26 protein-coding genes are annotated in these 25,191 nt (G+C 65.5%); 23 read left to right on the top strand and 3 right to left on the bottom strand.

Annotation, left to right across the window (positions count from 1 at the left end; translation table 11 throughout):
- Positions 1–2 precede the first annotated feature (2 nt).
- The 5 genes from DGI_RS03090 to DGI_RS03070 all read left to right on the top strand — a co-directional run bounded on the left by DGI_RS03090 (position 3) and on the right by DGI_RS03070 (position 4,764).
- Positions 3–1,106, top strand: coding sequence for a tetratricopeptide repeat protein (locus tag DGI_RS03090; RefSeq protein ID WP_021759216.1), 1,104 nt, complete (start codon positions 3–5; stop codon positions 1,104–1,106).
- 15 nt (positions 1,107–1,121) lie between these two features.
- Positions 1,122–1,526 (top strand): PaaI family thioesterase, encoded by a 405-nt coding sequence (locus tag DGI_RS03085; RefSeq protein WP_021759215.1) that lies wholly within the window; start codon positions 1,122–1,124, stop codon positions 1,524–1,526.
- Positions 1,527–1,613: 87 nt separating this feature from the next.
- Positions 1,614–2,426: a hypothetical protein gene (locus DGI_RS03080; RefSeq protein ID WP_021759214.1), complete on the top strand. Its 813-nt coding sequence runs from the start codon at positions 1,614–1,616 to the stop codon at positions 2,424–2,426.
- Positions 2,423–4,072, top strand: coding sequence for a homocitrate synthase/isopropylmalate synthase family protein (locus tag DGI_RS03075; protein WP_021759213.1), 1,650 nt, complete (start codon positions 2,423–2,425; stop codon positions 4,070–4,072). Before DGI_RS03080 ends, DGI_RS03075 begins: the two co-directional genes overlap by 4 nt.
- Positions 4,048–4,764 carry a septal ring lytic transglycosylase RlpA family protein gene (locus DGI_RS03070; protein ID WP_021759212.1) on the top strand — a complete coding sequence of 239 codons (717 nt, stop codon included), beginning with the start codon at positions 4,048–4,050 and terminating at the stop codon, positions 4,762–4,764. The genes DGI_RS03075 and DGI_RS03070 overlap by 25 nt, the downstream gene beginning before the upstream one ends.
- Here DGI_RS03070 and DGI_RS03065 read toward each other — a convergent pair.
- Both DGI_RS03065 and DGI_RS03060 read right to left on the bottom strand, forming a co-directional pair.
- Positions 4,751–5,044 carry an integration host factor subunit alpha gene (locus DGI_RS03065; RefSeq protein WP_021759211.1) on the bottom strand — a complete coding sequence of 98 codons (294 nt, stop codon included), beginning with the start codon at positions 5,042–5,044 and terminating at the stop codon, positions 4,751–4,753. The two genes, DGI_RS03070 and DGI_RS03065, sit on opposite strands and share 14 nt — an antisense overlap.
- A gap of 42 nt (positions 5,045–5,086) precedes the next feature.
- A complete protein-coding gene (locus DGI_RS03060; RefSeq protein WP_021759210.1) occupies positions 5,087–5,512 on the bottom strand; it encodes an HIT family protein in 426 nt (141 codons plus the stop codon).
- A 289-nt stretch (positions 5,513–5,801) separates the two neighbouring features.
- Here DGI_RS03060 and DGI_RS03055 point away from each other — a divergent pair, with 289 nt between their 5' ends.
- From DGI_RS03055 to DGI_RS03030, 6 genes are all read left to right on the top strand, one after another.
- A complete protein-coding gene (locus DGI_RS03055; RefSeq protein WP_081696642.1) occupies positions 5,802–6,842 on the top strand; it encodes a radical SAM protein in 1,041 nt (346 codons plus the stop codon).
- Positions 6,839–7,888 carry a glycosyltransferase family protein gene (locus DGI_RS03050; RefSeq protein WP_021759208.1) on the top strand — a complete coding sequence of 350 codons (1,050 nt, stop codon included), beginning with the start codon at positions 6,839–6,841 and terminating at the stop codon, positions 7,886–7,888. Before DGI_RS03055 ends, DGI_RS03050 begins: the two co-directional genes overlap by 4 nt.
- Positions 7,889–8,024: 136 nt before the next feature.
- Positions 8,025–9,119 carry an iron ABC transporter substrate-binding protein gene (locus tag DGI_RS03045; protein ID WP_235619894.1) on the top strand — a complete coding sequence of 365 codons (1,095 nt, stop codon included), beginning with the start codon at positions 8,025–8,027 and terminating at the stop codon, positions 9,117–9,119.
- 4 nt (positions 9,120–9,123) lie between these two features.
- Entirely contained in the window at positions 9,124–10,191 is a 1,068-nt protein-coding gene (locus DGI_RS03040; protein ID WP_027192719.1) for a FecCD family ABC transporter permease, read from the top strand.
- Positions 10,188–10,943, top strand: a complete 756-nt coding sequence (locus DGI_RS03035; protein WP_021759205.1) for an ABC transporter ATP-binding protein — start codon at positions 10,188–10,190, stop codon at positions 10,941–10,943. Before DGI_RS03040 ends, DGI_RS03035 begins: the two co-directional genes overlap by 4 nt.
- A 27-nt stretch (positions 10,944–10,970) precedes the next feature.
- Positions 10,971–11,582 carry an FmdE family protein gene (locus tag DGI_RS03030; RefSeq protein ID WP_021759204.1) on the top strand — a complete coding sequence of 204 codons (612 nt, stop codon included), beginning with the start codon at positions 10,971–10,973 and terminating at the stop codon, positions 11,580–11,582.
- 218 nt (positions 11,583–11,800) lie between these two features.
- On the opposite strand, the gene DGI_RS03025 is transcribed toward DGI_RS03030, so the two are convergent.
- The gene (locus tag DGI_RS03025; protein WP_021759203.1) at positions 11,801–12,130 is read right to left on the bottom strand and encodes a FeoA family protein; all 330 of its coding nucleotides are present in this window, start codon (positions 12,128–12,130) and stop codon (positions 11,801–11,803) included.
- A 296-nt stretch (positions 12,131–12,426) separates the two neighbouring features.
- On the opposite strand from DGI_RS03025, the gene DGI_RS03020 reads away from it, so the two are divergent.
- From DGI_RS03020 to feoB, 12 genes are all read left to right on the top strand, one after another.
- Positions 12,427–12,741: a hypothetical protein gene (locus DGI_RS03020; protein WP_021759202.1), complete on the top strand. Its 315-nt coding sequence runs from the start codon at positions 12,427–12,429 to the stop codon at positions 12,739–12,741.
- A 54-nt stretch (positions 12,742–12,795) separates the two neighbouring features.
- Positions 12,796–13,620 carry a DUF4198 domain-containing protein gene (locus DGI_RS03015; RefSeq protein ID WP_027192721.1) on the top strand — a complete coding sequence of 275 codons (825 nt, stop codon included), beginning with the start codon at positions 12,796–12,798 and terminating at the stop codon, positions 13,618–13,620.
- A gap of 112 nt (positions 13,621–13,732) precedes the next feature.
- The gene (locus DGI_RS03010; RefSeq protein ID WP_021759200.1) at positions 13,733–14,473 is read left to right on the top strand and encodes an HD-GYP domain-containing protein; all 741 of its coding nucleotides are present in this window, start codon (positions 13,733–13,735) and stop codon (positions 14,471–14,473) included.
- The gene (locus DGI_RS03005; protein WP_027192722.1) at positions 14,470–16,602 is read left to right on the top strand and encodes a heavy metal translocating P-type ATPase; all 2,133 of its coding nucleotides are present in this window, start codon (positions 14,470–14,472) and stop codon (positions 16,600–16,602) included. The genes DGI_RS03010 and DGI_RS03005 overlap by 4 nt, the downstream gene beginning before the upstream one ends.
- A gap of 199 nt (positions 16,603–16,801) precedes the next feature.
- The gene (locus DGI_RS03000; RefSeq protein WP_021759198.1) at positions 16,802–17,122 is read left to right on the top strand and encodes a hypothetical protein; all 321 of its coding nucleotides are present in this window, start codon (positions 16,802–16,804) and stop codon (positions 17,120–17,122) included.
- Between the two features lie 39 nt (positions 17,123–17,161).
- A complete protein-coding gene (locus tag DGI_RS02995) occupies positions 17,162–18,163 on the top strand; it encodes a hypothetical protein (RefSeq protein WP_021759197.1) in 1,002 nt (333 codons plus the stop codon).
- Positions 18,164–18,167: 4 nt separating this feature from the next.
- Complete coding sequence (locus DGI_RS02990; RefSeq protein WP_021759196.1) at positions 18,168–18,578, top strand: magnetosome protein MamC; 411 nt, start codon at positions 18,168–18,170, stop codon at positions 18,576–18,578.
- A 13-nt stretch (positions 18,579–18,591) separates the two neighbouring features.
- Positions 18,592–18,987 carry a YtxH domain-containing protein gene (locus tag DGI_RS02985; protein ID WP_021759195.1) on the top strand — a complete coding sequence of 132 codons (396 nt, stop codon included), beginning with the start codon at positions 18,592–18,594 and terminating at the stop codon, positions 18,985–18,987.
- A gap of 16 nt (positions 18,988–19,003) precedes the next feature.
- A complete protein-coding gene (locus DGI_RS02980; protein WP_034606653.1) occupies positions 19,004–19,213 on the top strand; it encodes a hypothetical protein in 210 nt (69 codons plus the stop codon).
- A gap of 7 nt (positions 19,214–19,220) precedes the next feature.
- The gene (locus DGI_RS02975; protein ID WP_021759194.1) at positions 19,221–21,347 is read left to right on the top strand and encodes a heavy metal translocating P-type ATPase; all 2,127 of its coding nucleotides are present in this window, start codon (positions 19,221–19,223) and stop codon (positions 21,345–21,347) included.
- A 20-nt stretch (positions 21,348–21,367) separates the two neighbouring features.
- Complete coding sequence (locus DGI_RS16815; protein WP_021759193.1) at positions 21,368–22,615, top strand: SpoIIE family protein phosphatase; 1,248 nt, start codon at positions 21,368–21,370, stop codon at positions 22,613–22,615.
- A complete protein-coding gene (gene feoB / locus DGI_RS02965; protein ID WP_021759192.1) occupies positions 22,612–25,179 on the top strand; it encodes a ferrous iron transport protein B in 2,568 nt (855 codons plus the stop codon). Before DGI_RS16815 ends, feoB begins: the two co-directional genes overlap by 4 nt.
- Positions 25,180–25,191: the final 12 nt, after the last annotated feature.

Raw genomic sequence — 25,191 nt, 5'->3', positions numbered from 1 at the left:
GCATGCGGCCTGCCGGGCTTGAGGGGCGACGCGCCACAAAACGAGTCCTCATCGTCAGCGCCAACCGTGCGCATGTGGAGCGGGACAAAGCCATCCTGCGCCGGCTTTCCCTGGAAGTGGCCCGCACCTTCGCCTCGGCGGTGGAGGCGTACAACTTTTTGCTCAGCAGCCCATGCGATCTCTTGTTCTGCGATCACGAAGTCAAGAGCCTCGATGCACTGCATTTGGTCCGGACCATGAAGGCCTCGCCCAGCCTGCGGCGCATCCCCGTGGTCATGGTCACACTGAAGAACTCGCGGCAGGACGTGCTGGACGCCGTGGCTGCCGGCTGCGCCGGCTACGTGCTGCGGCCGTATTCCGACGAGATCTTCGAGCGCCACAGCCAGACTGCGCTGCAACTGGCCAGCTTCAACGCCATTGAACAGCGCCGGCTCAACGATGCCAAGCTGATGCTGGAAACCGGCGACCTCGACGAAGCCATTGAGGAATTTCAGGAGCTGGCCAGCAAGCAGGGCGAGGCGCAGCGCTATTACGATCTGGGCTGCCGTCACCTGAGCGAAGAGCGCTTCGGGCAGGCCATCGTCGCCTTTCAGCAGGCCCTGCGCCTCAACGACCTGTTCGTGGAGGCCTACGAGGGCATGGCCGAGGCCTACAAGCGCAAGGGCGACATCAACATCAGCCAGCAATTTCTCAAGAAGGCGGCGGCGATGTATGCGGAAGCCGACCGCATGGAAAAGGTCAAGGAAGTCTTCATCGACATCCTGAAGATGGACGACCGCGCCCCCAATCCCTTCAATACCCTGGGCGTGCGGCTGCGCAAGGCCGGCAACATCCCCGGCGCCATCCGGGCCTACAAGCAGGCCCTGGCGCTGACCCCCAAGGACGAGCACATCTATTACAACCTGGCCAAGGCGTTCTACTTCAAGGAAGATCTCAAGCTGGCCCTGGAATGGGTCACCAGGGCGCTGCGGCTCAATGCGGCGTTCCCCGAAGCCCAGCAGATGTATCGCAGGCTCAAGGGCGAGCCATGGCCGACCCTCCCGGGCAAGCAGGCCCCGCGCCCGGTTTCGGAACTGGTCACCGACGATCTGCAACTCAAGGAATAATGATGGAGGCGCGCCATGTCTGCGTATCTGGAGGCAGTGGTCCGGCCGGAGCAGCACGTCAACCCCGTGCTGCGGCACCTGGGGGTGGTGGTCTCCAGGCTGGATCGCGAGGAAGCCGTGCTGGCCTGCGCAGTGACGCCGTCCCTGACCCAGGGTGCCGGCGTGCTGGCTGGCGGCATCATCGCCACCCTGCTGGACGAAGCCATGGCCCATGCCATCCTGGCCCGGCTGGGGGAGGTGCGCATCGCCACGGTGGAGCTGTCGGTGCGCTACTTCAGCCCTGTGCGCTCGGGGGACGATGTGGCCGCCCGCGCCTGGGTGTACCGCGAGGGCGCCAGGCTGATTACCGTGGAGGCGGAGTTGATGCGCAACGCCGAAACCCTGGCCGCCAAGGCGGTGGCCACGTTCATGCGGGTTTGAGTCCCTGTTTTGACTTTTCCGACCACTCTACGCTATATGACAGTTGTGTTGCCGTGACGTTCCCACCTTCCGCACCTGGAGCCTGACGTGTCCCGTGCCTGGATTCGGGCCAAGAAGTCGGAATTCGCCCGCGATTTGTTGCGCGATTTCTGCCTGGCGACCCGCGACTTCACCGAGATTTTTGCCGTGTATGAAGCCACGGGCTCCATAGACTATCTTGCCTTGCGCCAGCTCACCGGCTCCGTGATGAACAAGGGGCTGCTCTGGCGGCTCAAGGATACGTCGCACCTGCTGCTGCGCGGGTCCGCCACGCCGCAGCCGCAGTTCGCCGAGGATGCCCGCCTGGACAGCCTCCTCGACTGGGCCCTGGGCTACATCTTCCATGAGGTGGTCAAGATCCGCGAGGACGCCCACCAGCACGAAAACTACGTCCCCTGGGTGCAGCGCCTGCAGGATCAGCCCCTCACGGCTCTGGAGCGGCAGCACGTGGATTCCATGGTGGACGTGCTGGGGCAAACCCGCGAAAGCCTGGCCCGGGAAATCGCCCGGGTGCGGCGCATCATCGCCGAGTGCATCGCCCTGTTCCCCCATGTGCTGCGCAAGTACCACGACAGCCAGCTGCTGGCGCGCTTCCTGTTCAGTCAGGAAGATCTGGTGCAGGAGGTCTTTGGCGAGCAGCACGCCGTCCTGGTGGAAATTCTGTACGAGGACGAGCCCCAACTGCTCTATCTGCTGGCTGCCCAGAGCCTGCGGCAGGGCGGCTGGTGGGATCCGGCCCGTCAGGCCCTGGCCCGGGCGCAGGCCCTGCGGCCGGAATGCCCACTGGTGCAGGAGGAGGCCTCCCGCATGGCCCGCATGTGCGCCAAGCATCCAGCCGCCCGCCGAGGCGCCATCGCATGAGCCGTCCCCCCTCCCTGCCGGAGACGCAGCAGCCGGCAGGGGAGGATGTGTCCCTGCTGCCCGTCGGATTGCCCGTCTACATCTGCGACGCCACCTTCCGCGAAGGCCAGCAGGCCGGCCGCAGCTTTACCGTGGCGCAGATGGTGCGGCTGTACGATCTGTTGCACCGCCTGGGCGGGCCGGATGGCGTGGTCCGCTCCAGCGAATTTTTCTGCTACACCGCCAAGGACCGTCGCGCGGTGGATGCCTGCCGCGCCCTGGGCCATGCCTTCCCGCGCATCACCGCCTGGGCCCGGGCCACGCGCCAGGATCTGCTGGCCGCCAGGGAGCTGGAGATGCAGGAAGTCAGCCTGCTCATGAGCGTCTCCCCCCAGCACATGCGCCACAAATTCGGCTGGACCGATGCCGAGGCCATGGCGCAGTACCTGGCCGTGCTGGACGAGGCCCTCGCCCTGGGCCTGACCCCGCGCTGCCACTTTGAGGACGTGACCCGGGCCGACGTGCCCGGCTTCTGCGTCCCCCTGGCCCGGCGCATCATGGATCGGGCTCGCGAGAGTGGCCGGGACATCATCATCCGGCTGTGCGACACCCTGGGGCTGGCCATGCCCTATGCCGGCGCCGCACTGCCCCTGGGCGTGGCGGCCCTGGTGCGCGCCTTTGTGGAGCAGGCCGGCGTGCCCGGAGCCTGTCTGGAGTTTCACGGGCACAACGATTTCCATCGCGCTCATGCCAACACCGTGGCGGCCTGGCTGGCCGGCTGCGCCGGGGCCAGCGCCAGCCTCATGGGCCTGGGCGAACGGGCCGGCACGGCCAGTGTGGAAGGGCTTGCGGCGGAGTATCGTCTGCTGGATCCGGCCCATGCCCGCGTGGATCTGCACGTGCTGGGGGAACTGGCTGCCGCGCTGGAACATATGGGTGTCTCCATTCCGGAACAGCAGCCGCTGCTGGGCGGCCGGGCCTTCGCCCATGTGGCCGGCCTGCACCTGGACGGGCTGCGCAAGTCTCCGGAAACCTATGAAGCCTTCGATCCCGGGCTGGTGCTGGGCCGGCAGTCGCGCATCATCATCACGGACAAGTCCGGCCGGGCCGGCGTGGCGGCTTGGCTGGAACGGCAATGCGGCAGGCCCGAGATAGACAAGGATGACCCGCAGGTGACGGCGTTGCTGGACGTCATTGCCCAGGCCTACGAGCAGGGGAGGGCGGCGCCGTTTTCGGATGGCGAGCTGACGGCCCTGGCCCTGGTGCAGCGTCCGCCATCGCCGCAGGCATCGGCGTGGCAGCTGTATGAAGCAGCCATCCGCTCCATGGAGCAGGCCATGGCGCTGGTGCAGGCGTGTCGGGAACCATTGTTGCGCGCGCCGTTCCAGCAGGACCGGCCCGTGTTCCATGGGCTGCACCTGTTGCATTGCACAGACAGCCATGGCACATGGGGCAGCAGCCGCTGGGGACAGTGCGCTGCGGATGCCGCGCTGCTGGCCCGACTGCCCGCCGGTGCGCCGGGAGTGGCGTTGCCCTGCCTGGAGCAGGGCCGGCTGGGATGGGCCTATGCCCTGACCCTGCCCGACGGCGGCCGGCTGGCGGCTGTGTGGGATCTGATGACCTTCTGGCCGCGGGAGGAACCATGCCCCGGTTCTGCCTTGCCCTGACGCTTGCCCTTGCCTGCCTGGCTGCAGCCCTGACCGCGGGCTGCGGCGGGGGCGCGGCCACGGACAAGCACCTTCGCGGCACGTACAAGCCGTACACCGTCCGCGGCAAGACCTACCGGCCCCTGCTCTCGGCCGATGGCTTCTCCGAGCAGGGCTTGGCGTCCTGGTACGGGCCGGGCTTCCATGGCCGGCGCACGGCGTGCGGCGAGGTCTACAACCAGCACGAGATGACCGCCGCGCACAAGATTCTGCCCATGCAGACCATGGTGGAGGTGGAGAACCTGGACAACGGCCGCAAGACGGTGGTGCGCATCAACGACCGCGGTCCCTTCGTCTCCCAGCGCATCATCGACCTGTCGCACGCTGCGGCCAAGGAGTTGGGCATCACCGGCACGGGCACGGCCCGGGTGCGCATTGCGGCGCTGGGGGATGTGCCCAACTACCGCAATGGCGACTTTACGGGGACGTTCTATGTACAGGTGGGGGCATTCACCGTGCAGGAAAACGCGGCCCGTCTGCTGGGGGCGCTCAAAACAGAAGGCCGCACAGGCTCCCGGATCGTGGAGTCGGATATCGGCGGCCGGCTGTTCTGGCGGGTGCAGATGGGCACGTGGCAGAGCCTCTCGGCGGCGGAAGACGCTCGCCGGGCACTGACCGCCCGGTTTCCTGGGGCCTTCGTTATTGCTGATTGAGCTCGGCGCGGAACTTGCGCGAGAGCCGGAAGACGACCACCTTGCGCGGGGGCAGGGTGATGGTCTCGTCGGTCTGCGGGTTGCGGCCCTTGCGCGCCTGCTTGTCGTACGCCTCGAACTTGCCGAAGCCGCTGATGAGCAGGGCATGATCCTTCTTGATGGCCTGCTTCATGATCTTGAGCAGCGACTCAACAATATTCTTTACTTCCGCACGGTTGCGGTTTGTTTTTTCATAGATGGCGTCAACGATCTCTGCCTTGGTCAATGTCTTGTCGCTCATACGGAATCCTTTCAAATCGCTGGTCGCTGTCTGTGTGGGAACCTAGGCCGCCGCGATGGCTGTGTTGATACGTGCTGCCATGGCGGCCATGGCGTCGGGGCTGTCGTACGGACGTTGGGGCCAAAGAGTCAGGCCATCATCGTCAAACCGTGGAATCAGGTGAAAATGGGCGTGCATCACCACCTGGCCGGCAGCGGGGTGGTTGTTTTGCATCAGGTTGATCCCATGCGCGCCCGTGGCCGCCACAATTCCCCGGGCCACGCGGGAAAGGGCGTCCAGCAGATCGCCGCCCAGGGCGGCAGGCAGATCCATGAGCGTGACATGATGCGCCGTGGGCACCACCAGCGTGTGGCCGGGATGCACGGGATTCATGTCCAGAAACGCCAGCACGCTGTCTGTGCGCAACACGGCTTGACAGGGAATGACTCCCTGAATGATCTTGCAGAAGATGCAATTGGCGTCGAACATGGTCAACCCGTTCCTCACTGCTCTGGTGCACATTGCTGCGCGGGGTGCTGGTGCGCGTGTCCCGTGCAAGCCTGCTGAAGGCGGAACCCCTTGTGTGACGATGCAGCGATGCTTGTAACAGCTTCCCTTGAATTGTCAAGATGTTAGCGGTAATATCAAGACCTGGAAAAAACTGGGATTAGAATCTTACTCACTGGTATAACTGAATGTATCCTGTTGTTCAAGGCATTTTCCCGGCTCCATTCACTTTTTCCGAAGCGTTTGTGTTGCGCGACGGGCATGTCCGCCGATGAGCCGCCGACTCCCCTGGCCTGAGGGGCCGTCCGTCCGCGGTGGCCGCGGCGGCAAGGTGTGGCCGGTGTTCCTGCCTTATGCCGGTTGTGTGCGGCGTTGTCTGTATTGCAATCAAGAAAGCCAAACGGGTACCCCCGTGCGTGACCTGGATGCCATTTTCGTGGCCATGCAGCAGGCCATGCGTGCCGCGCCGCCGGCTGCGGTCTGGGATTCGCTGGCGTTGTACGGCGGCAGCTTCACCGCGTTGCCCGAGGTCTGGATCCGGCGGTTTCTGGAGGCCGCCGCCATCTGGAAGGCGCAGGGCCGCATCCGTCAGGTGCGCTGTTCCACCCGGCCGGACGCCGTGGACGCGGCGGGGCTGGCCAGATGGAAGGCCCTGGGGCTGGACGTGGTGGAGTTGGGGGTGCAGTCCTTTCAGGATGATGCCCTGGCGGCGTCCGGGCGAAGCTATACGGGGGAGGTTGCCCGCCGGGCATGCGGGCTGGTGCGCGCGGCCGGCCTGGGGCTGGGGGTGCAGCTCATGCCCGGACTGCCAGGGCAGCGGCCCGGAGAGGCCGGCCAGGATGTGGCCCAGGCCCTCGCCTTGCACCCGGAGGGCATCCGGCTGTATCCATGCCTGGTGCTGGAGGGCACGGGCCTGGCGGTCCGGTGGCGGCAGGGGCTGCACCAGCCGCGATCCCTGGAGGCCATGGCCTGGACCCTGGGCCGCGCCGTGTTGCGCTGCTGGGAAGCCGGCGTGCCGGTCTGGCGCATCGGCATGCTGGAACAGCCCGGGCTGGCGCAGCACATCCTGGCCGGCCCCCGGCATCCTGCCCTGGGCACCATGGCCCGCAGCCGGGCCATTTTTTTGTGGATGCGCCGCCACATCCAGCGGGGGCGAGGGGCGATTCGCCTGATCCTGCCGCGGCGCGTGTCCGGCGAGATCTGGGGCGTGGCCGGGGAATTGCGGCCGCACTATGCGCGGCTGGGCGTGCACCATCAGAATATGTCGTGGCACGAGGAAGATATCGTGCAGATCATGGAGTTGACGGCGTGAATATTCTCCTGCTGGAAAGCCCGCGTTTTATCCGTGTGTTCCAGGCCCTGGGCTGCAATGTGCTGTACCTGGGGCCGCATCCGAGCCCGGACCCCCGAACCAGCGTGCACCTGACCCGCATGTGCCACCACCGGGAGCTGACGGCCATCCTCCGGGATCGCGGCTTCGTGCCCGATGCGGCGTTGTGGTGCGACCACGGCTACCTGCCCACGGTGCTGGGCTTTGAGGCCCTGGAGTGCCCCGTCATCGGCCTGACCATCGATGACTATTGCAATCCCTGGCACATTCCCATGTCCATTGCCTTTGATCTCGTCCTGGTGGCCCAGCGGGATTATGTGTCCTTGTTCGAGCAGGATAATCTGCCTCGTCAGGCGCGCTGGTCCCCGCTGTTTTGCGATACGGACGTGGACGGCGACCCCGGCTTGGCGCGGGACATCCCCGTGAGCTTCGTGGGCACCCTGCAACCGGCGAACATCCCGAACAGACTGCCCTTTCTCAAGCGCTTCAAGGGCTATGCACCCCTGGTCATGCTGCAGGGCCGCTATGCGCCGGTGTTCCAGCGTTCGCAGATCGTGCTGAACCAGACTGCCGCCGGGGAGCTTAATTTCCGGCTGTTCGAGGCTGCGGCCTGCGGCGCAGCCGTGCTCACCGAAGCCACAGCCAACGGCCTGGATGAGCTGTTTGTCCCCGGGGAGAGCATCCTGCCGCCGTATCCCGCGGGAGATGCCGCGGCGGCCGCCGCCGTTGCCCGGGACTGGCTGACCCGCCCCGAGGCCCTGCGGCGCATTGCGGAGCAGGGCAAGGCCCTGGTGCTGGCCGGGCATTCCCTCCAGGCCCGGGCGCGGATGATCCTGGAGGAAGCCCGCCGCCTGCGTCTGGCCGGCGTGCCGGGCTGGCGGCAGCAGCATCAGGCCCGGGTGCGTCAGGGCCTGGCCACGGCCTGCGGCTTCATCGCCGCGGAACTCACCCAGCCGCAATTCCAGAAGATGCAGCAGACCTTTTTCAATCTGGGCAGGGCCTATCCGGCCATGTGGGGCCGGCTCTGAGGCCTTGCGCAGTCGATTTCCCTTGACTTGAGGAGGGGCACTTCATACACGGATGGTGTTATTGATACACAAACAATAGCACGACGGAGTGTGCCCCTTGAATTTCGTATCTCTTCATCGCGCATGGATCCTGCTGTTGGTCGCGGCAGTCCTGCTGCCGGCCGGCGTTGCCGAAGCCGGCGGCCGCCGCATCACCGATGCCCTGGGCCGGACCGTGGACGTCCCCGAGACGGTCCGCCACGTCATTGCCTCGGGGTCCGGCTGCCTGCGGCTGTTGACGTATCTGCAGGCCCAGGATCGCATCGTGGGTGTGGATGACATCGAGGTCCGCCGCCGGGAGTTCGATGCCCGGCCTTACGCCCTGGCCAATCCGCAGTTCAAGGACATGCCTGTGTTCGGGGAGTTCCGGGGCTTTGACCGGCCGGAACAGATCCTGACCCTTGATCCCCTGCCGCAGGTGATCTTCAAGGTCCACAACGCCGGCCTGGGCACGGATCCTGAGGAATTGCAGGCCAAGACGGGCATTCCCGTGGTGGTGCTGGAATACGGCAACCTTGGCGGGAAGCGTCCGCAGTTCTATGCCGCCCTGCGGCTCATGGCCGAGGTGCTGGCCGACCCGGCCGTGCAGGCCCGGGCCGAGGCCGTGGCGACATTCTTCGAGACTCGCATTGCCGACCTGCAGTCCCGCGTCAGGGACATTCCCGAGACGGCGCGGCCGTCGGTGTTCGTGGGGGGCCTCGCCTCCCGGGGGCCGCACGGGTTCCAGTCCACGGAGCCGGGCTACCCGCCCTTCGCCTTTGTCAACGCCCGCAATCTGGCCGGCGGCGGTGCGGAGTCGGGCAAGGCACAGGGCGTGGTGGAGATGGCCAAGGAGCAGATCGTGACCTGGAATCCCGACGTGCTGTTCCTGGATCTGGCCACCCTGCAGCTGGGCGAGTCTGCCGGCGGGCTGCACGAACTCAAGGCCGATCCCGCCTATCAGACCCTGACCGCCGTGCAGCAGGGCAGGGTGTACGGCGTGCTGCCGTACAACTGGTACAGCCAGAATTTCGGCTCCATCCTGGCGAACGCCTACTTCATCGGCGCGCTGTTGTATCCGGACCGCTTTGCCGGCGTGGACCCGGTGCAGGAAGCGGAGGGCATCTATACATTTCTGGTGGGCAAGCCGGTGTTCGGGGAGATGAATGCCCTGTTCGGCAAGCTGGCGTTCACCAGGATCCCGCTGCACTAACCAGATGAGGGAAGACGCACAGACCGGAGCGGCCGCGGCGTATCGCCGGCATCTCGGCAGGAAGCTGTTTTTTTTGCTGGCGCTGTTGCTGGCGGTGCTGGCGTTGCTGGCCGTGTCCGTGGCGGTGGGGGCGGCGTCTGTGCCGGTGTCGCAGGTGGTGCGCAGCCTGCTGGGGCTGGAAGTGCCGCGGCAGGTGGAGGTCATCGTCTGGAACATCCGTCTGCCCCAGGCCCTGGCGTGTCTGATTGCCGGCTGCGGGCTGGCCCTGGCTGGCGCGGCCATGCAGTCCATCCTGCGCAATCCCCTGGGCTCGCCCTTCACCCTGGGCATCTCCCACGCGGCGGCCTTTGGGGCGGCGTTGGCCGTGATGTTCCTGGGCGGCGGGGTGATGACCTCCAAGGGCGCGGTGACCGTCACCAATCCCTGGCTGACCACCGCCGCGGCCTTTGCCTGCAGTCTGGCTGCGGCCGGCGTCATCGTGGGTATTTCGCGGTTACGGGGGGCCTCGCCGGAGGTGATGGTCCTTACCGGGGTGGCCCTGGGGGCGCTGTTCACCGCCGGCACCATGCTGCTGCAGTATTTTGCGGACGATGTGCAACTGGCGGCCATGGTCTTCTGGACCTTTGGCGACGCCGCCCGCGCCTCCTGGCGGGATTGCGCCGTGATGGCCGGCGTGACCGGCGCGGCCTGTCTCTTTTTCCTGGCCCACAGCTGGCAGTACAACGCCATCGATGCCGGTGACGAGACGGCCCGGGGCCTGGGTGTCCGCGTGGAGCGCGTGCGCATGGTCGGGATGCTGGCGGCCTCCCTGGCCACGGCAGTGATCATCTCGTTGTTGGGAGTCATCGGCTTTGTGGGGCTGGTGGCGCCGCACATGGTGCGGCGTTGCATCGGGGCGGATCACCGGTTCCTGCTGCCGGCGGCGGCCCTGGCCGGGGGGCTGCTGCTCCTGGCCTCGGACACCGCCGCCCGGCTGCTCTTCGCGCCGCATGTGCTGCCCGTGTCCGTGCTCACGGCGTTTCTGGGCGCGCCGGCCTTTTTGCTGCTCATCCTCGGGAGGCGAATGCGATGATCGTACAGGCGGATGCCGTCTCGTTTTCCTATGCAAAACGTCCCGTGCTGCAGGAGGTCTCCTTCCATGCAGATCCGGGGGAACTGGTGGCCATCCTTGGCCCCAACGGCGCGGGCAAGACCACGTTGCTCAAGTGCATCAACGCCATGCACAGGCCCGATGCCGGGGCCGTGCTGGTGGAGGATGGCAACGTGCTGCGCATGTCGGCCGCAGAGGTGGCCCGCCGCGTGGGCTATGTGGCCCAGCGCTCGGATGCGGCGCGGCTGACGGTGTTCGACGCCGTGCTTCTGGGCCGGCTGCCGCATCTGCGCTGGAAGGCCGGACCGCGGGACGTGCAGTTGGTGGAGGAGGTGCTGACCCGCCTGCGTCTGGGCGGCATGGCCCTGCGGCACATCGACACCCTGAGCGGCGGGGAGCTGCAGCAGGTCTGCGTGGCCCGGGCCCTGGTGCAGGAGCCGCGGCTGCTGCTGCTGGACGAGCCCACCAGCTCCCTGGACCTCAAGAATCAGTTGGAAATCATGCGCCTGGTGCGCGGCGTGGTGGACGAACACCAGGTGGCGGCCGTGCTGACCATGCACGATCTCAACGCCGCCCTGCGTTTTGCGGACAAGGCCGTATTCCTCAAAGGCGGCCGGGTGCTGGCCGTGCTCGGCGTCCGGGACATCACCGCGGACGTGGTGGAGGCCGTGTACGGCGTGCCTGTGATCATTCAACAAGTGGGCGGGGTGCCAATGGTGGCGCCCTGCCTGTGACATGCAGCAAGCTGTCAGGAGGTCGGTATGTCGTGTTCCATTCCTCAGGAACTCATTGAGCAATGCATCGCGTTTCACGGGCACAGCTGCCCGGGGCTGAGCATCGGCATCCGCGCCGCGGAATATGCCCAGGCGCGCCTGAATCAGGACGGGGACGCAGTGTTGGTCTGCGTGACGGAAACAGACATGTGCGGGGTGGATGCCATCCAGTTCCTCACCGACTGCACCGTGGGCAAGGGGAACATGATCCATCGCGATTACGGCAAGATGGCGTTTTCGTTCTTCGACCGCCGCACCGGCGCAGGCGTGCGGCTGCTGTTGCGGCCCGAGGCCCGGCAGGATATCGACGCAGCCCTGGCCCCGCGCCAGCGGGCCATCCGCGCCGGCCAGGCCACGGCCGAGGACGAGGCCGCGGCGGCCGCCCTGCGCGCACAGCTCCAGGATCGTCTCATGACCCTGCCGCTGGAAGAACTGTTCGCGGTCCAGTCTTTGGAAGACGGGCTGCCGCGGCCGGCCGCCATCCTGGCGAGCTTGGTCTGCGCCGCCTGCGGGGAACAGACCATGGAATCGCGCACCCGGCGCTTTGGCGGGCAGACGCTGTGCATCCCCTGCTTCAACGCGCGGGAGCAGAAGATATAGGGCAAGGTATCTTTGAAAGGAGCTCTCGGGGGAAAACCTTTCTGAAGAAAGGTGCTTCCCCCGAACCCCCTGTCCAAAGACTTTTTTTGGTATAATTACAAAGAACTATCAAGGTTTTGGAAGGGGAGAGCGCGAGAGGGGAGAACCTTTTGCAAAAGGTTCCCCCTCTCGCAATGTCCTTTTTCAAAATTAAAATGCTCTAGCTCCGGCATGCTGCCTCAGCCCATGGCCGGCAGGGGCAGTTCCACGTCGATGCGGTCGGCTTCCTCTTTGCGAAGCGCCACAAAATACCCGCCGATGCGGACCTCGATGGGATCCCCCAGCGTGGCCACCCGCACCACCTCCACTTCCGCACCGGGCAAAAAGCCCAGGTCCAGCAGCCGTTGCCGCACAGCGCCGCAGGCGCGATGCCGGCGCACCCGGCAGCAGCAGCCGTGGGGCGCGTGGCGCAGGGTGAGGCCGGGCGCGGCGGCATCGGCGCAGTCGCAGGGCTGTCCTGCGGCGTGCTCGTGTCCGTGCCGCCGTCTTCCAAATCGCTTCCCAAACATGATGGCCTCCAAAAAAGTCAGAAAGATATGGTTGACGAAACAATGATATTGAAATTAATTATCGCAGTCAACGGGGGCGGGCAATGTTGATTGCCGCCCCTGTCGTGTTGTCGGAGAGCTGCGGTGTGACTTTTGTTTGACAATGAAATTCAATATCGGTAGAAACCCCTCACGCCGTCGTGGTGGCAGCGTGCGGAGCAGGGCGGCGGTGTTGCGCCGTCCAATCGATCCATCGTCGCGGCCGCGTCCCGGGGAGCTTCGGGGCGCAGCGCATTGAGACCTCAAGGAGGGAACCCATGCGGGTCATGTTGTCCATGCTGTTCTGTGTTGCGTTGTTGTGTTCGGCGTCCCTGGCCTTTGCCCACACCCCGCTGTGCTCGTGCTTTGACAATGGCGACGGTACGGTCATGTGCGAGGGCGGCTTCTCCGACGGCTCCTCGGCCTCGGGCGTGAAAATGGTGGTGAAGGACGCCTCCGGCGCGGTGCTGGAAGAAGGTAAGATGAGCGAAGTGAGCGAGTTCACCTTCAAGAAGCCCGCGGGCGACTTCACCGTGGCCTTTGAGGCGGGCGAAGGCCATGCCATCGTCATCAAGAGCTCGGACATCAAATAATTTTTTTGCGAAGTTATTGAGAAAGAAATTCACAGTCAAAATCGAGGAGGATGCATGTTGCGTCGAATGATGCTGGCTCTCGTGATGGCCCTTGCCATTCCTGCCACGGCTCAGGCCCATTTCCAGATGATGTACACCCCTGAAATCGCCCTGAGCGAGGGCGGCGAGATGGTGCTGAAGATCGTTTTCACGCACCCCTTCGATGCCGGCCACACCATGGACATGGGTCCGGTGCAGGAATTCTACGTGCTGCAGCAGCGCGGTTCCGAAGGCGAGCCCAAGAAGGTGGACCTGAAGCAGTACCTCAAGGAAATCAAGTGGAAGGGCCACAGCAACGCCGCGGTGGCGTATGAAGCCGTGCTGCCCAAGACGGTGGTTCGCTCCATGGGCGACTACGTGTTCGTGCTCGTGCCGTCCCCGTACCTGGAGAAGGAAGAAGACGCCTACATCCAGCAGATCACCAAGCTGGTGGTCAACGTGGGCGGCGTGCCCGGCAACTGGGCGGCTCCCGCGGGGTTGCCGGTGGAAATCGTCCCCTTTGACAAGCCGTATGCCAACTGGGCTGGCGGCGTGTTTCGCGGCCAGGTGCTTTCCGGCGGCAAGCCCGTGGAAAACGCCGAGCTGGAAGTGGAATATCTGAACCACGAGCCGGACATGAAGGCCAATGCCTTCAAGGAAAAGGCTGCCGTGAAGGCCCCCAACGACTGCATGACGACCATGGGCGCCAACGCCAATGCCCAGGGCGAGTTCACCATCGGGCTGGCCAAGGCCGGTTGGTGGGGCGTGTGCGCCCTTGGGGCTGGTCCTGAGAAGGAATACCAGGGCAAGGAATTGTCCCAGGACGCCGTGATCTGGGTCAAAGCGTTTGAAATGAAATAAGTTGTCGAGCCTGCTGGAGCGCCCTTCGCGGTATTTTCGGGAGGGGCGTTCCAGCCATCCTGCAGTGGAATATGCATGGTCCGAGCAGGTGTCCGCAGCCCAAGGAATTTGCATGCTATATGATAAGTCCTGGTACTTGCTGGATGTGGGAGACACGGCCTCCCCGCCCTGCAAATGCACCTGCTCCTCCATCCACCAGTTTGCCGAGGCGCTGGGCTGCGCCATTGACGCCAAGGATCATCACACCCGGTGTCATTCGGAGCAGGTGGCCGCGCTGGCCTACGCCCTGGCGCTGGATCACGGCGTGTCCCGCGAGGCCGCCAGCGCCATCCACATTGCCGGGCACCTGCACGATTTGGGAAAAATTGCCGTGCCCGACCATATTTTGCTGAAAGAAGGGCCACTCTCCCCGGAGGAATGGGAGGTGATGAAGCGTCATCCCGAAGTGGGGGCGCACATCGTGGCGCCGGTCAAGGCCTTGAACGACGAGCAGGGGATTGCGGCCATGATTCTGCATCATCACGAACGCTTCGACGGCCACGGGTATCCTTGCGGGCTGGCCGGGGACGAGATTCCCTGCGGCGCGCGCGTGCTGGCCGTGGCGGATTGCGTCTCGGCCATGATGCAGGACCGGCCGTACCGCCGCGGCGTCTCGCTGCTGGAGGCTGCCCAGGAGGTGCACCGGCAGTCCGGCAGGCAGTTCGACCCAGACATTGCCTTGAGTTTTCACAACATCGTCAGCGTGTTCAAGCGGCAGATGCCGCGCCGGGACGATGCGGATTTCTTTCGTCATCTTGCTCACCGGCACTCCTGCCGCGATGAGCGGAATGGACATGCCGAGGAGGCAGCATGAGCCGATTGTTCTCCATGGTGCACACCGTGCCCGGCCGGGTGCGGATCAGATGCGTGCATGGCGGCGAGCGCCTGCGGACCGCGCAGACGCTGGTGGAAGGGCTGGCCGGGGTGACGTATGCGCGCAGCAACCCCGCCTGCCGAAGTCTGGTGGTGGTGTTCGACGCCAGCCAGCTGACCACCGCCGCCATTCTTGCCGCACTGCTCGCCATGGACCCGGCGCAATGCCGGGAGCCACAGACTCTGGGACACTGCGCCTGCCCCGCACGACGCATCGAGGAGCCGTCGCTCCGGCCCCATGCGGTGCGCTTCGGGGTGCTGACCGCCGCCGGCTTGTGGATGCTGGGTCGCAAGGTGTTGCTCTCGGCGGCGGCGCCGGGGCTGGTGTCTCCAGTGGGGGCGGCAGTGCTCTTCGGGGTACTGCCGCTCCTTAAAAGCATGGCGAAGGATGTCCGGCGGGGCAAGGTCAGCCTGGAATCCTTTCTGGGCGGGGCCATTCTGGCGGCAGCCGGGGCAGGGGAGGTCTCCACGGCGCTGGAAGTGTTGTGGATCAACACCGGCTCGGACCTGCTCACGGCCCACATGGCCCGGCGCTCCCGGCGCAGCATCAAGGCCATGCTCAAGGAAACCGCCCACCACACCTTCGTGTTGCGTGACGGGGTGGAAGTGGAGACGCCCACAGCAGACCTGCAGCCCGGTGACGTGCTGGCCCTGCACGCCGGGGAACGCATTCCGGCGGATGGCGTGGTGATTTCCGGCGAGGCGCTGGTGGACAGCTCCTCCATGACCGGTCGTTCCGAGCTGGAGGCCTGCGGCGTGGGCGCGTCGGTGTACGCCGGCAGCGTGGTGCGGCGCGGGGTGATTCACGTGGAAGCCCGCTGCGTGGGGGAAGAGACGTATCTGGCGCGCATTTTCGACAAGGTGGAGGCCGGCCTTTCCCACCGCTCGGACATCGAACATATGGCCGACACCCTGGCCCGGCGGACCATCAACATTGGTTTTCTGGTCACCGTGGGCACGCTGGTCTTCACGCAGAGCCTGTGGCGGGCGTTCACCGTGCTGCTGGTGATGGCCTGCCCGTGCGCCACGTCCCTGGCGGCGTCCTCGGCCATCAATGCCGCCATTGCCGGCGGGGCGCGGGAGCGGATCATCTTCAAGGGCGGCCGTCCCCTGGAACGCTTTGCCGGGGTGGACACCGTGTGTCTGGACAAGACCGGCACCCTCACCGGCGCCCTGCCGCATCTGGCCGCCATCCACACCATGAACGGCCTGGGTGAAGCCGAGGTGCTGCAGTTGGCGCTTTCCGCCGAGGCGCACAATCATCATCCCCTGGCCGAGGCCATCAAGGATCACGGCGCGGCCCTGGGGCTGACCCCGCAGGGGCACGAACGCTGCGAATACTTTCTGGGGCAGGGCGTGCATGCCGTGGTGGACGGCCGGGACGTGCTGGTGGGCAACTACAAACTGCTGCAGCGCTTCGAGGTCCCCTTCCCGCAGGGCGATTTGCGAGTGAGCGCCATGCAGGCGGACGGCCTGACCGTGCTGTTCCTGGCCAGCCAGGGCGAGGTGCGGGGGCTGTTCGGCGTGGCCAACCCCGTGCGCGCGGATGCCGGCGCAGTGGTGGAGTACTTCCGGGGCAGCGGTGTGGACGTGCATCTGGTCACCGGGGACGAGGCCCTGACTGCCCAGGCCCTGGCGCGGGATCTGCGCATCCCCAACGTGCTGGTTTCGGCCCTGCCCGAGGACAAGGCCCGGCTGATGGTGGATTTGCGCGGCCAGGGCAAACGGCCGGCCATGGTGGGCGACGGCGTGAACGACGCCCTGGCCATGGTGGAGGCGGAAGTGGGCGTGGCCCTGGGATCCCACGGCAACGAGGCGGCCCTGGAAGCGGCGGATATCGCGCTGCTGGGCGAGGATCTGGAAGGCGTGATGAAGGCGCACCAGCTTTCGCGCCGCACCATCCGCATCATCCATGAAAATTTCTGGATCGCCACGGGCAGCAACATCCTGGGCGGCCTGGCCGGGGCGCTCGGCGTGCTGGGACCGGTGGCCGCAGGCCTGTTGCACATCGGGCACACGTCTGCCGTGTTGCTCAACTCCGCACGGTTGATGCAGAAAAAAGTTTATTGAGTAAGGAAATGTAAAACCCGCCAGATGGTGCCATGAATTCGGTGATGAGAATAATCATTGTACTTATCGATGGTTGTCAATGATTATCAATTTGAACTAGCGTGTCAGTGGACTTGCCGGATCAGGAAGACATGTACAGGGATCCGGCATTATCGAATACGCTCGCGGTGGGAACGCCGTACAGCGGAAGGACAGATTGATGAATCCGAAAGATTTGCTGGTGCTGCGCCAATACGCCACGGTGGCGCATCACATTCCGGGGCGGTTGCGGTTGGTGTTCAATCCGGCCATCCAGAAGCATCCCTCGTTTTCCTCGTTGCGGGAATCCGTGGGCATGCTGGCTGGCGTCAAGGCGACGCGGGTCAACATCATGGCCAAGACCATGGTGCTTGAATACCATCCGGAAATCATCCCGTTCGCTGTGTTGCAGGACATTTTTGCACATCAGTCTTCGGACGAGCACGTGTTGCATTGCGCGCTGCAGCTTGTTTCACCAGCAGCGCAGCGTTGCGTGCAGTAACAGTTGTTTCACCCCCAGCATGCACAAGGAGCAGAACGCATGAACGAAATGGGCTTTCCCCAGTATGCCCCGCCGCCGGAACAGGCTCCTGCGGGACCAAAGTATGCGCAGGAGCCGCAGGCCGCCCAGTACGGCGACCAGGCAGGTCTGGTGATGCTGCAGTACGGGCAGGGCTACCAGGCCCCGGCTCCCCAGGCCCCGGCCGCTGTGCCGCAGGCTGCGCAACCCGAGGCCGAAGGCGGCTGGCAGCACGGCAAGCAGAATGGCGGCAGTGCGGACGCCGCCAAGTCTTGCGATGACGACGAAGGCCAGGCCGCTGCCCAGGCGCAATACATGTATCAGGCTCCCCAGGCTGCCGCGCCCCAGGGGCAGTATATGTATCAGGCGCCGCAGCAGGGTCCGGCCATGGCTCCCCAGGCTGCCGCGCCCCAGCAGGGCCGGTACATGTCCCAGGGGCCTGCGCCACAGCACGTGCCCCAGCACGAGCAGTACATGTACCAGGCGCCCCCCGCGCAGGCTCCCCAGCCCGCCGCCGCGCAATACATGTATGGCCAGCCGCAGCAGCCGCAGGGCATGCCCCAGGCCGGTCCGGCACCTCAGGCGCAGCCCATGTACGGCGGCCCGGCCATGCAGCCGGCGTTCATGCCCGGTCAGCCGCAGTTTCAGGCTGCCTACGGGGCGGCGTATCAGGCCGCGCCGGGGGCTGCACCGGGGGCCGCACCGGGGGCTTATGGCCAGCCGGCTTCGCACGACGGCGGCAGTGGCTGCGGGTGCGGCAAGCATGACGATCCGGCCGGCGCAGGCGCGCAGGGCCTTGGCCACATGATGGGCTTTGTGAACGATCTCATGAGCGGCCGCACGCCCAACCCCTCTGCCATGGTGGGCATGCTGGAAAGCTGCTCGGCCCAGTTCTGGAAGGGCGCGGCCGTGGGCGCAGCCCTGGCCGTCCTGCTCACCAACAACGCCGTCAAGGACGCGCTGACCGGCATGGTCGGCGGGCTCATCGGTTCCGGGCAATCATCCGCCCCTCAAGGAGAATAAGGTCATGACCAAGCAGAATTACGCCATGTCTTCTTCCGTGGCCACCGTGGCCCCGGTTTCCCGCGTGGCGCTGGGCGCGGGTGTGTTCGGGGCCGTGCTGGGCGCGTCCGCCGGTCTGGCCGAAGGCATCGCCGGCTACCGCGCCGGCACCATGGACAAGCAGCAGGCGGCTATGCACACCATCAAGGAAGCCAGCGGCTCCGGTCTGGCCGCTGCTGCCGGCGCAGCCGTGGCCACCACCGTGGGCATGGGCGGCGTGGTGGGATTGCTGGGGATGTTCGCCGTGGGCACGGCCGTGAAGTACGTCTGGAATAATGCCATGTCCGGGGCCTGCAAGGCTGCGGTGGCCGCGGCTCCGGCGGAACCGGCCATCGCCGCTGCCGATTCCAAGGGCGGCAAGGTCGTCAAACAGTAGGCGGGGGAATCCAATGAGTCAGTATCCGCAGTATTATCCGTATGCGCCGCAACAGCAGTACGCGCAACAGCAGTACGCGCAGCCGCAGTATGCGCAGCAGCAGTACGCGCCGCAATATGCCCCGCACTACGCCCAGGCCCAGTATCAGGCGCCTGCCGTCGATGCGTCCACGTCCAACCTGTGCACCTCGCCGGACGGGCTGAAGAGCTGGTTCAACGTCACGGACAAGCACTACCTGGGCGGTCTGGCCGTGGGTGCTGCCGTGGCCCTGGTGTTGACCAATCCCACGGTGCAGCAGGCCCTGGTGAAAGGTGCGGTGAAGCTCTGGACCTCCGTGCAGGGCTCCATCGAAGAGATCAAGGAAAAAGTGGAAGACGTCAAAGCCGAGATGAGCCAGCGCAATGGGTAACGATGGCACTCTGCCCATGGCTGGCCGCTGCGGCCGTACCGACAAAGGGCTGGACGCGAAGACCCTTGCCAAACACGGCATGACCCTTTCGCTGGCCGCCCTGGTGGCCACCGGCTTTGTGGGCGGCAAGACGTCCAGGCGTCTGCATCTGGCAGCCGGGGTGGCGCTGGTGGGGTTCTCCCTCTGGCATCATACCCTGTACCCTTCATCCAACCGTAAAGGATAACTCTGTCATGTCCATCGCCACGCCCTCCAGCCAGCAGCGCCGCCTGCAGGTGGCCCACGAAATCCCCGGCCGGATCCGTTGGCAAGGGCCGATGTTCCTCGATCCCGAGCTGGATACGGAATACCTGCAGGCCCGCCTGCAGGCCGTGCCCGGGGTGCGGCGCTGTCGCATCAATCGCAAGGCCCAAAGCGTGGTGCTGGAACATGACGGGGACGATGCCCGCATCAAGGCCCTGGAGCTTCTGGAACGCCTCCCTGCGGAGGCGTTCCGCTCCGGGTTTGCGGCTCCGGCCGCACCATCCTTCTACCCTGTGGCCGTGCGCGGCGCGGCCCTGGCCCTGAATCTTGTGCTGCCGCGCCATCTGCGGGCCATGGTCGCCTGGGTGCTGGGCGCGCCGGTGATCTTCGAGGGCGCATACACCCTGCTTACGGACGGCGTGCGCGTGAAGGTGCTGGACGGCGTCGTGGTGGCCGCCTCGCTCCTGCGCGGGGACTACCTGACCAGTTCCCTCGTGGTCACCGTGCTTTCCCTGGTGGAATATCTGGAAGGCCGGCTCGAGAATTCCTCCACCGACCTGCTGGCAACCCTCATGCGGCCGCAGGCGGAATTCGCCTGGGTGCTGCGCGACGGCGCAGAAGTGCAACTCCCCGTGGGAGCCATCGAAAAGGGCGACCGCGTGGTCTGCGGTCCCGGAGAACTCATCCCCGTGGATGGGGAAGTGGTGGAGGGCGAGGCGTCGGTGAACACCAGCTCCATCAGCGGCGAGGCTGCCCCGGCGCACTACAAGCCCGGCACCATGGCCCTTTCCGGGGCGGTGGTGGAGGAGGGCAAGCTGGTCATCGCTGCGGAAGAAGTGGGCGACGGCACCCGCCTGGCCCGCATCAACCGGTTTTTGCAACAGTCCTTGCGGGCCAAGTCCGCCACGCAGGAGAACCGGGCCCAACTGGCCGACAGGCTGGTGCCCATCACCTTTGGCCTCGGCGTGCTCATGTGGCTGGTGACGCGGGACATCCGCCGCGCCGCCTCGGTGCTCACCGTGGACTTTTCCTGCACCATCAAGCTGGCCACCCCCGTGGCCGTGCGCAGCAGCATGTATGCGGCCGGGCATGCCGGGGTGATCTTCAAGGGCGCGCAGGCGCTGGAAGACTTCGCCGCCGTGGACACGCTGGTCTTCGACAAGACCGGCACCCTCACCAGCGGCGAACTGGCCGTGACCGGCATTGTGGCCTCCCCGCAATGCGGGCTGGACGAGAACGGCCTGCTGGCCCTGGCTGCGGCGGCAGAGGCGCATTACGGGCATCCCGTGGCCCGGGCCGTGGTGGCCGAGGCCCATCGCCGCGACGTGGAGATTCCCGCCACGCCGCAGGTGGAATTTATCGTGGCCCATGGCGTCTCTGCACTGGTGGAAGGCCGGCGCGTGCTGGTGGGCAGCCGGCACTTCATCGTGGAAGACGAGCACGTGGATGCCTCCCTGCTGGAACACAAGGCGGAATCCCTGCGGGCCAAGGGCAACACCGTGCTGTACGTGGCCCTGGATGGCCAGTTGGCCGGCGTGGTGGGCCTGGCCGACGCCATCCGCCCCGAAGCGCGGGAGACCCTGCGTCAGCTGCGCAGCATGGGCATTGAGCGCATGGTGGTGCTCACCGGGGACCATCTGCAGACCGCCAACAACCTGCTGCGCGAGCTGCCCGAGCTGGACGCGGCCCATGCCGAGCTCAAGCCCGAGGAAAAGGCCGCCATGGTTCAGGAGCTGGTGGACGCCGGCCGGATCATCGCCTACGTGGGCGACGGCCTCAATGATACCCCGGCCATGATGCTGGCCAAGGTGGGCGTGTGCATGCCCAAGGGCGCGGATCTGGCGCGGGAAACGGCCCAGGTGCTGCTGCTGCACGAGGACATCCACAGCCTGGCCGCGGCGCGGGCCATTGCCCTGCGGCTGGATCGGTCGGTGCAGCAATCCTTCTGGGGCGCGGTGGGCGTCAATGGCGCCATCCTGGCCCTGGCTGCAGCCGGCCGCGGTGCGCCTGCCCTGTGGGCCACGCTGCACAACGGCTTCACCCTCGGCGTGCTCGGCTGGGCCGCAGCGCGCAACCTTCGTGCTCCCAAACTGCCGGCCCTGAGCGCGGCAAACTAGACTTCGGAGGGCCGGTATTCATGTGGCGTCGCATCTTGGACTGGTTGGCTGACCTGGGCATCCGCATGCAGGTCCGCACCTTGGTGATGATAAGCGTATTCATTCCTGCCATCGCTGCGCTGGTGATGATCGAGACTGCCCCCAGGGAGACGGTGACATCCAGTATCGTCATGTACCTTGCCATCTGGGTGCTGCTGTGCATCCCGGTGAGCAAGCTGCTCGAAGAGATCCTGGCCCTGCGCAACATCACCCTGTGCAACAACTTCTGCCGCAGCCTGCAGGAAGGCAAGGGGCTGCAGGAGCTGCATCTGCCGCCGGAGAAGGGCGGGGAGAACGACTTCATCCGCCTCAAGCGCAACATGTACTGGATGGGCCGGTCCCTGCTGGACCGCGAACACCGCATTGCCGGCATGCTCTCCGAGTTGGAGGAGGTCCAGCGTCAGGTGATGGACAGCATCGAGTGCGCCAGCGCCATCCAGCATCAGATGCAGGTGCCGGTGACGCGGCTCAAGGACTATGTGGCCGACGGCTACATCCTCTGGAAGCCGCGCGATGTGGTGGGCGGGGATTCCTACTGGCTGCGCCGGACGCCGGGCGGCGTGTTCGTGGGCGTGTTCGACTGCACCGGCCACGGCGTGCCCGGCGCGTTCATCACCCTCATCGTCCACAGCATGCTGGACAACATGGACGCCGCCGCCGTGGAGGGTCGGCCCGGGCTGGTGCTGGAATCCCTCAATCGCCGCCTCAAGGCCTTTCTGGGTCAGGATGGCAGCGAGGGACCCCTGGCCAAGCGGTCCAACGATGGCCTGGAAATGGGCCTGTGCTGGATGCCGAATGACGCCGATTCGCTGTGCTACGCCGGGGCGGGCATCAGCGCGTTCATGGTGGCGGACGGCGCCACGCAGGAGCTCAAGGCGGAGCGCATCGGCATCGGCTATCGCGAAGCGCCCCTGGACCATGCCTATGCCGAACAGCGCGTCTCCCTGGTCGGCATCAAGGGCGTGCATCTGTCCACGGACGGGCTCTTCGATCAGGTGGGCGGCGAGAAACAGTTGCCCTTCGGCAAGAAGCGGTTCCTCAAGTTGATTGCAGAGTTTTCGGCGCATGCCGAACTCCGTGAGCAGGGCGAGCATGGCGGGCACCCGTTCCAGACGCAGCAGGCAGGCATTTGGGAACTTTTTGAAACACATCGGGGCGCGCATGCTCGGCGCGACGATGTCACTGTCCTGGGCTTTGCCCCGGGGCGCGTTGCAAGGGAGAGGGCATGAATTCCAGAATCGATGACGAGTCGGCAACCGCCGCGCACGCCGTGAAGAGTTATCTGCTGGTGGCCCTGGCCGGGCAGCAGAACGCCGGCAAGTCCACGGTGTTCAACATGCTCACCGGCGCCAGCCAGTATGTAGCCAACTACCCCGGCGTGACCGTGGAGAAAAAGTCCGGTCGCTACAAGGACGGCGAGATGCGCGTGGAGGTGGTGGACCTGCCCGGCACGTACAGCCTCACCTCGTTCTCGCTGGAAGAACGGGTGGCCCGGGACTTTCTGCTGCAGGACAAGCCGGACTGCATCGCCAACATCATGGACGCCTCCAACCTTTCCCGCAGCCTCATGCTCACCCTGCAGCTGCTGGAACTCAACCGGCCCGTGGTGCTGGGCCTGAACATGATGGATGTGGCCCAGGCCCACGGCATACACATCGATGCAGACCGCCTCTCCAGTATTCTGGAGGTGCCTGCGGTGCCGCTGGTGGGTCGCAAGAACATGGGGCGCAAGGAACTGGTGGAGCAGGTGGCCATCGCCGGAGTGCGCGGCCAGCAGCGGACAAAGCGTCCCCTGGAATACGGCCCGCTGGAAGAAACCGTGGTGGCCCTGGAGCAGGCCCTGCATCAGAATTCCCGCCTGGGCGCGGCCTATCCCCTGCGCTGGATGGCGGTGAAGCTCCTGGAACAGGACGAGATGGTCCGTGGCCTGGTGCGGGAGAACCATCCCGACGCCGACGCCATCCTGGAGCAGGTGGACAAGGCGGCCGCCATGTTCGAGCAGGCCGCGCACCTCTCGGTTGCGGACCACATCCTCGCCTGCCGCCACGCCCGGGCGCAGGAGATTGTCCAGCAGTGCATCAACCGGCCGGACGGGCACAAGGCCACGTTCTCCGAACGCATTGACCGCGTGTTGCTGCATCGCATCCTGGCCCCGATGTTCCTGGTGCTCACGGTGTACTGCATCTATCAGGTCTCCATCGTCCAGGGCTATGAGCTGACCAAATACACCTGGCCGTACCTGGCATCGCTCCGGGGCATCGTGGGGGATCTGTTGCCCATCCCCGGCCTGCTGGAGGACGGCCTGTTGCGCGCCCTGGTGCTCTGGTGCGTGGACAGCGCCAACACCCTGCTGAACTACCTGCCCATTTTCTTCATCCTGTTCGCCCTCATCGCCATGCTGGAAGACTCGGGCTACATGGCGCGCATCGCCTTCATTCTGGACCGTATTTTCCAGCGGTTCGGCCTGCACGGGCAGAGCACCCTGCCGTTCATTTTGGGCGGCGTCTTTGCCGGCGGCTGCGCCGTGCCGGGCATCATGGCCACCAAGGGCATTCCGGACGAACGCTCGCGCATGGCCACCATCCTCACCGTGCCGTACATGAACTGCCTGGCCAAGGTGCCCTTGTACACGCTGCTGGTGAACATCTTCTTTCCTGGCGAGAAGAGCTTTGCCCTGTTCTTCATCTCCACGGTCACCATCCTCATGGCCCTCATCATCGCCTGGATCCTCACGCATACGGTGCTCAGATCCAGGGAAAGCGCGCCCTTTGTGATGGAAATGCCCACGTACCACCTGCCCACGGTGCGCGGTGTGGCCACCCGCACCCTGCAACGGACCTGGGAATACATCCAGAAGGTGGGCACCATCGTACTGGCGGTGAGCGTCTGCGTGTTTGCCCTGTTGCAATTCCCCAACCTGCCGCAGGCGGTGATGGCCACCTACGAGCAGGACATGGAGCAGGCCTACGAGAGCTTCCAGCAGGCCGTACAGGAGACGCAGTTTGCCGGGATGCTGGCAGACAGGCAGACCGTGCTGGAACTGATGCACTATTCCAGCCGGTTTACTGCGGCCCGGCTCAACGCCGGCAGCGGCATGGACAAGGTGCTGGCGGATTATGCGCAGCAGCATCAGGTGTTCTTCAACTTCCTCAAGCCCGGCAAGAAAGAGAAGGACGAGCGCACCGTGGGCACGGCCGTGGGCCAGTTGATGACCACCCGCAAGGAACTGCAGCGGGCCATCAAGGACCGGCGCATCGAGAACTCCTTCTTTGGCCGCCTGGGTCGGGCGCTGGAGCCGGTGACGCAGTTCGCCGGGTTTGACTGGAAAATCAACATCGCCCTCGTCAGCTCGTTTGCGGCGCGGGAATCCAGCGTGGCCACCCTGGGCGTGCTCTTTCAGCAGGGCGCGGACGAAGGCGGCACCCTGGAGGCCCGCATGGGCGCCGAGAGCACCGAATCCGGCATGACCCCCCTGCATGCCCTGGCGCTCATCGTGTTCTTTGCCCTGTATCCGCCGTGCTTTGCGGCCACCATCATGGTCAAGGTGCAGACCGGCTCGTACAAGTGGATGCTTTTTGCCATCCTCTTCCCCTCGGCCGTGGGCATTCTGGTGGCCAGCGCCATCTTCAGCCTGGGGACGGTGTTGGGGGTTACAGGTTTTGTGATGATGCAGGCTTTTTATGTGCTCATGTTCTGCATCGCGTTGGGGCTGGGGCTGTTCGCCGGGCGTTCTCCGGTGGAAGCCATTGGTGATTCCCTGCGCCATCAGCGCATTGTCCCGCAATCCCGTTGATATTGGAGATCG

The organism is Megalodesulfovibrio gigas DSM 1382 = ATCC 19364 (assembly GCF_000468495.1).
In the GTDB taxonomy this organism is placed as follows: Bacteria; Desulfobacterota; Desulfovibrionia; order Desulfovibrionales; family Desulfovibrionaceae; genus Megalodesulfovibrio; species Megalodesulfovibrio gigas.
The sequence above is the reverse complement of the archived record's forward strand: the minus strand, read 5'-3'. Positions and strand labels throughout refer to the sequence as shown.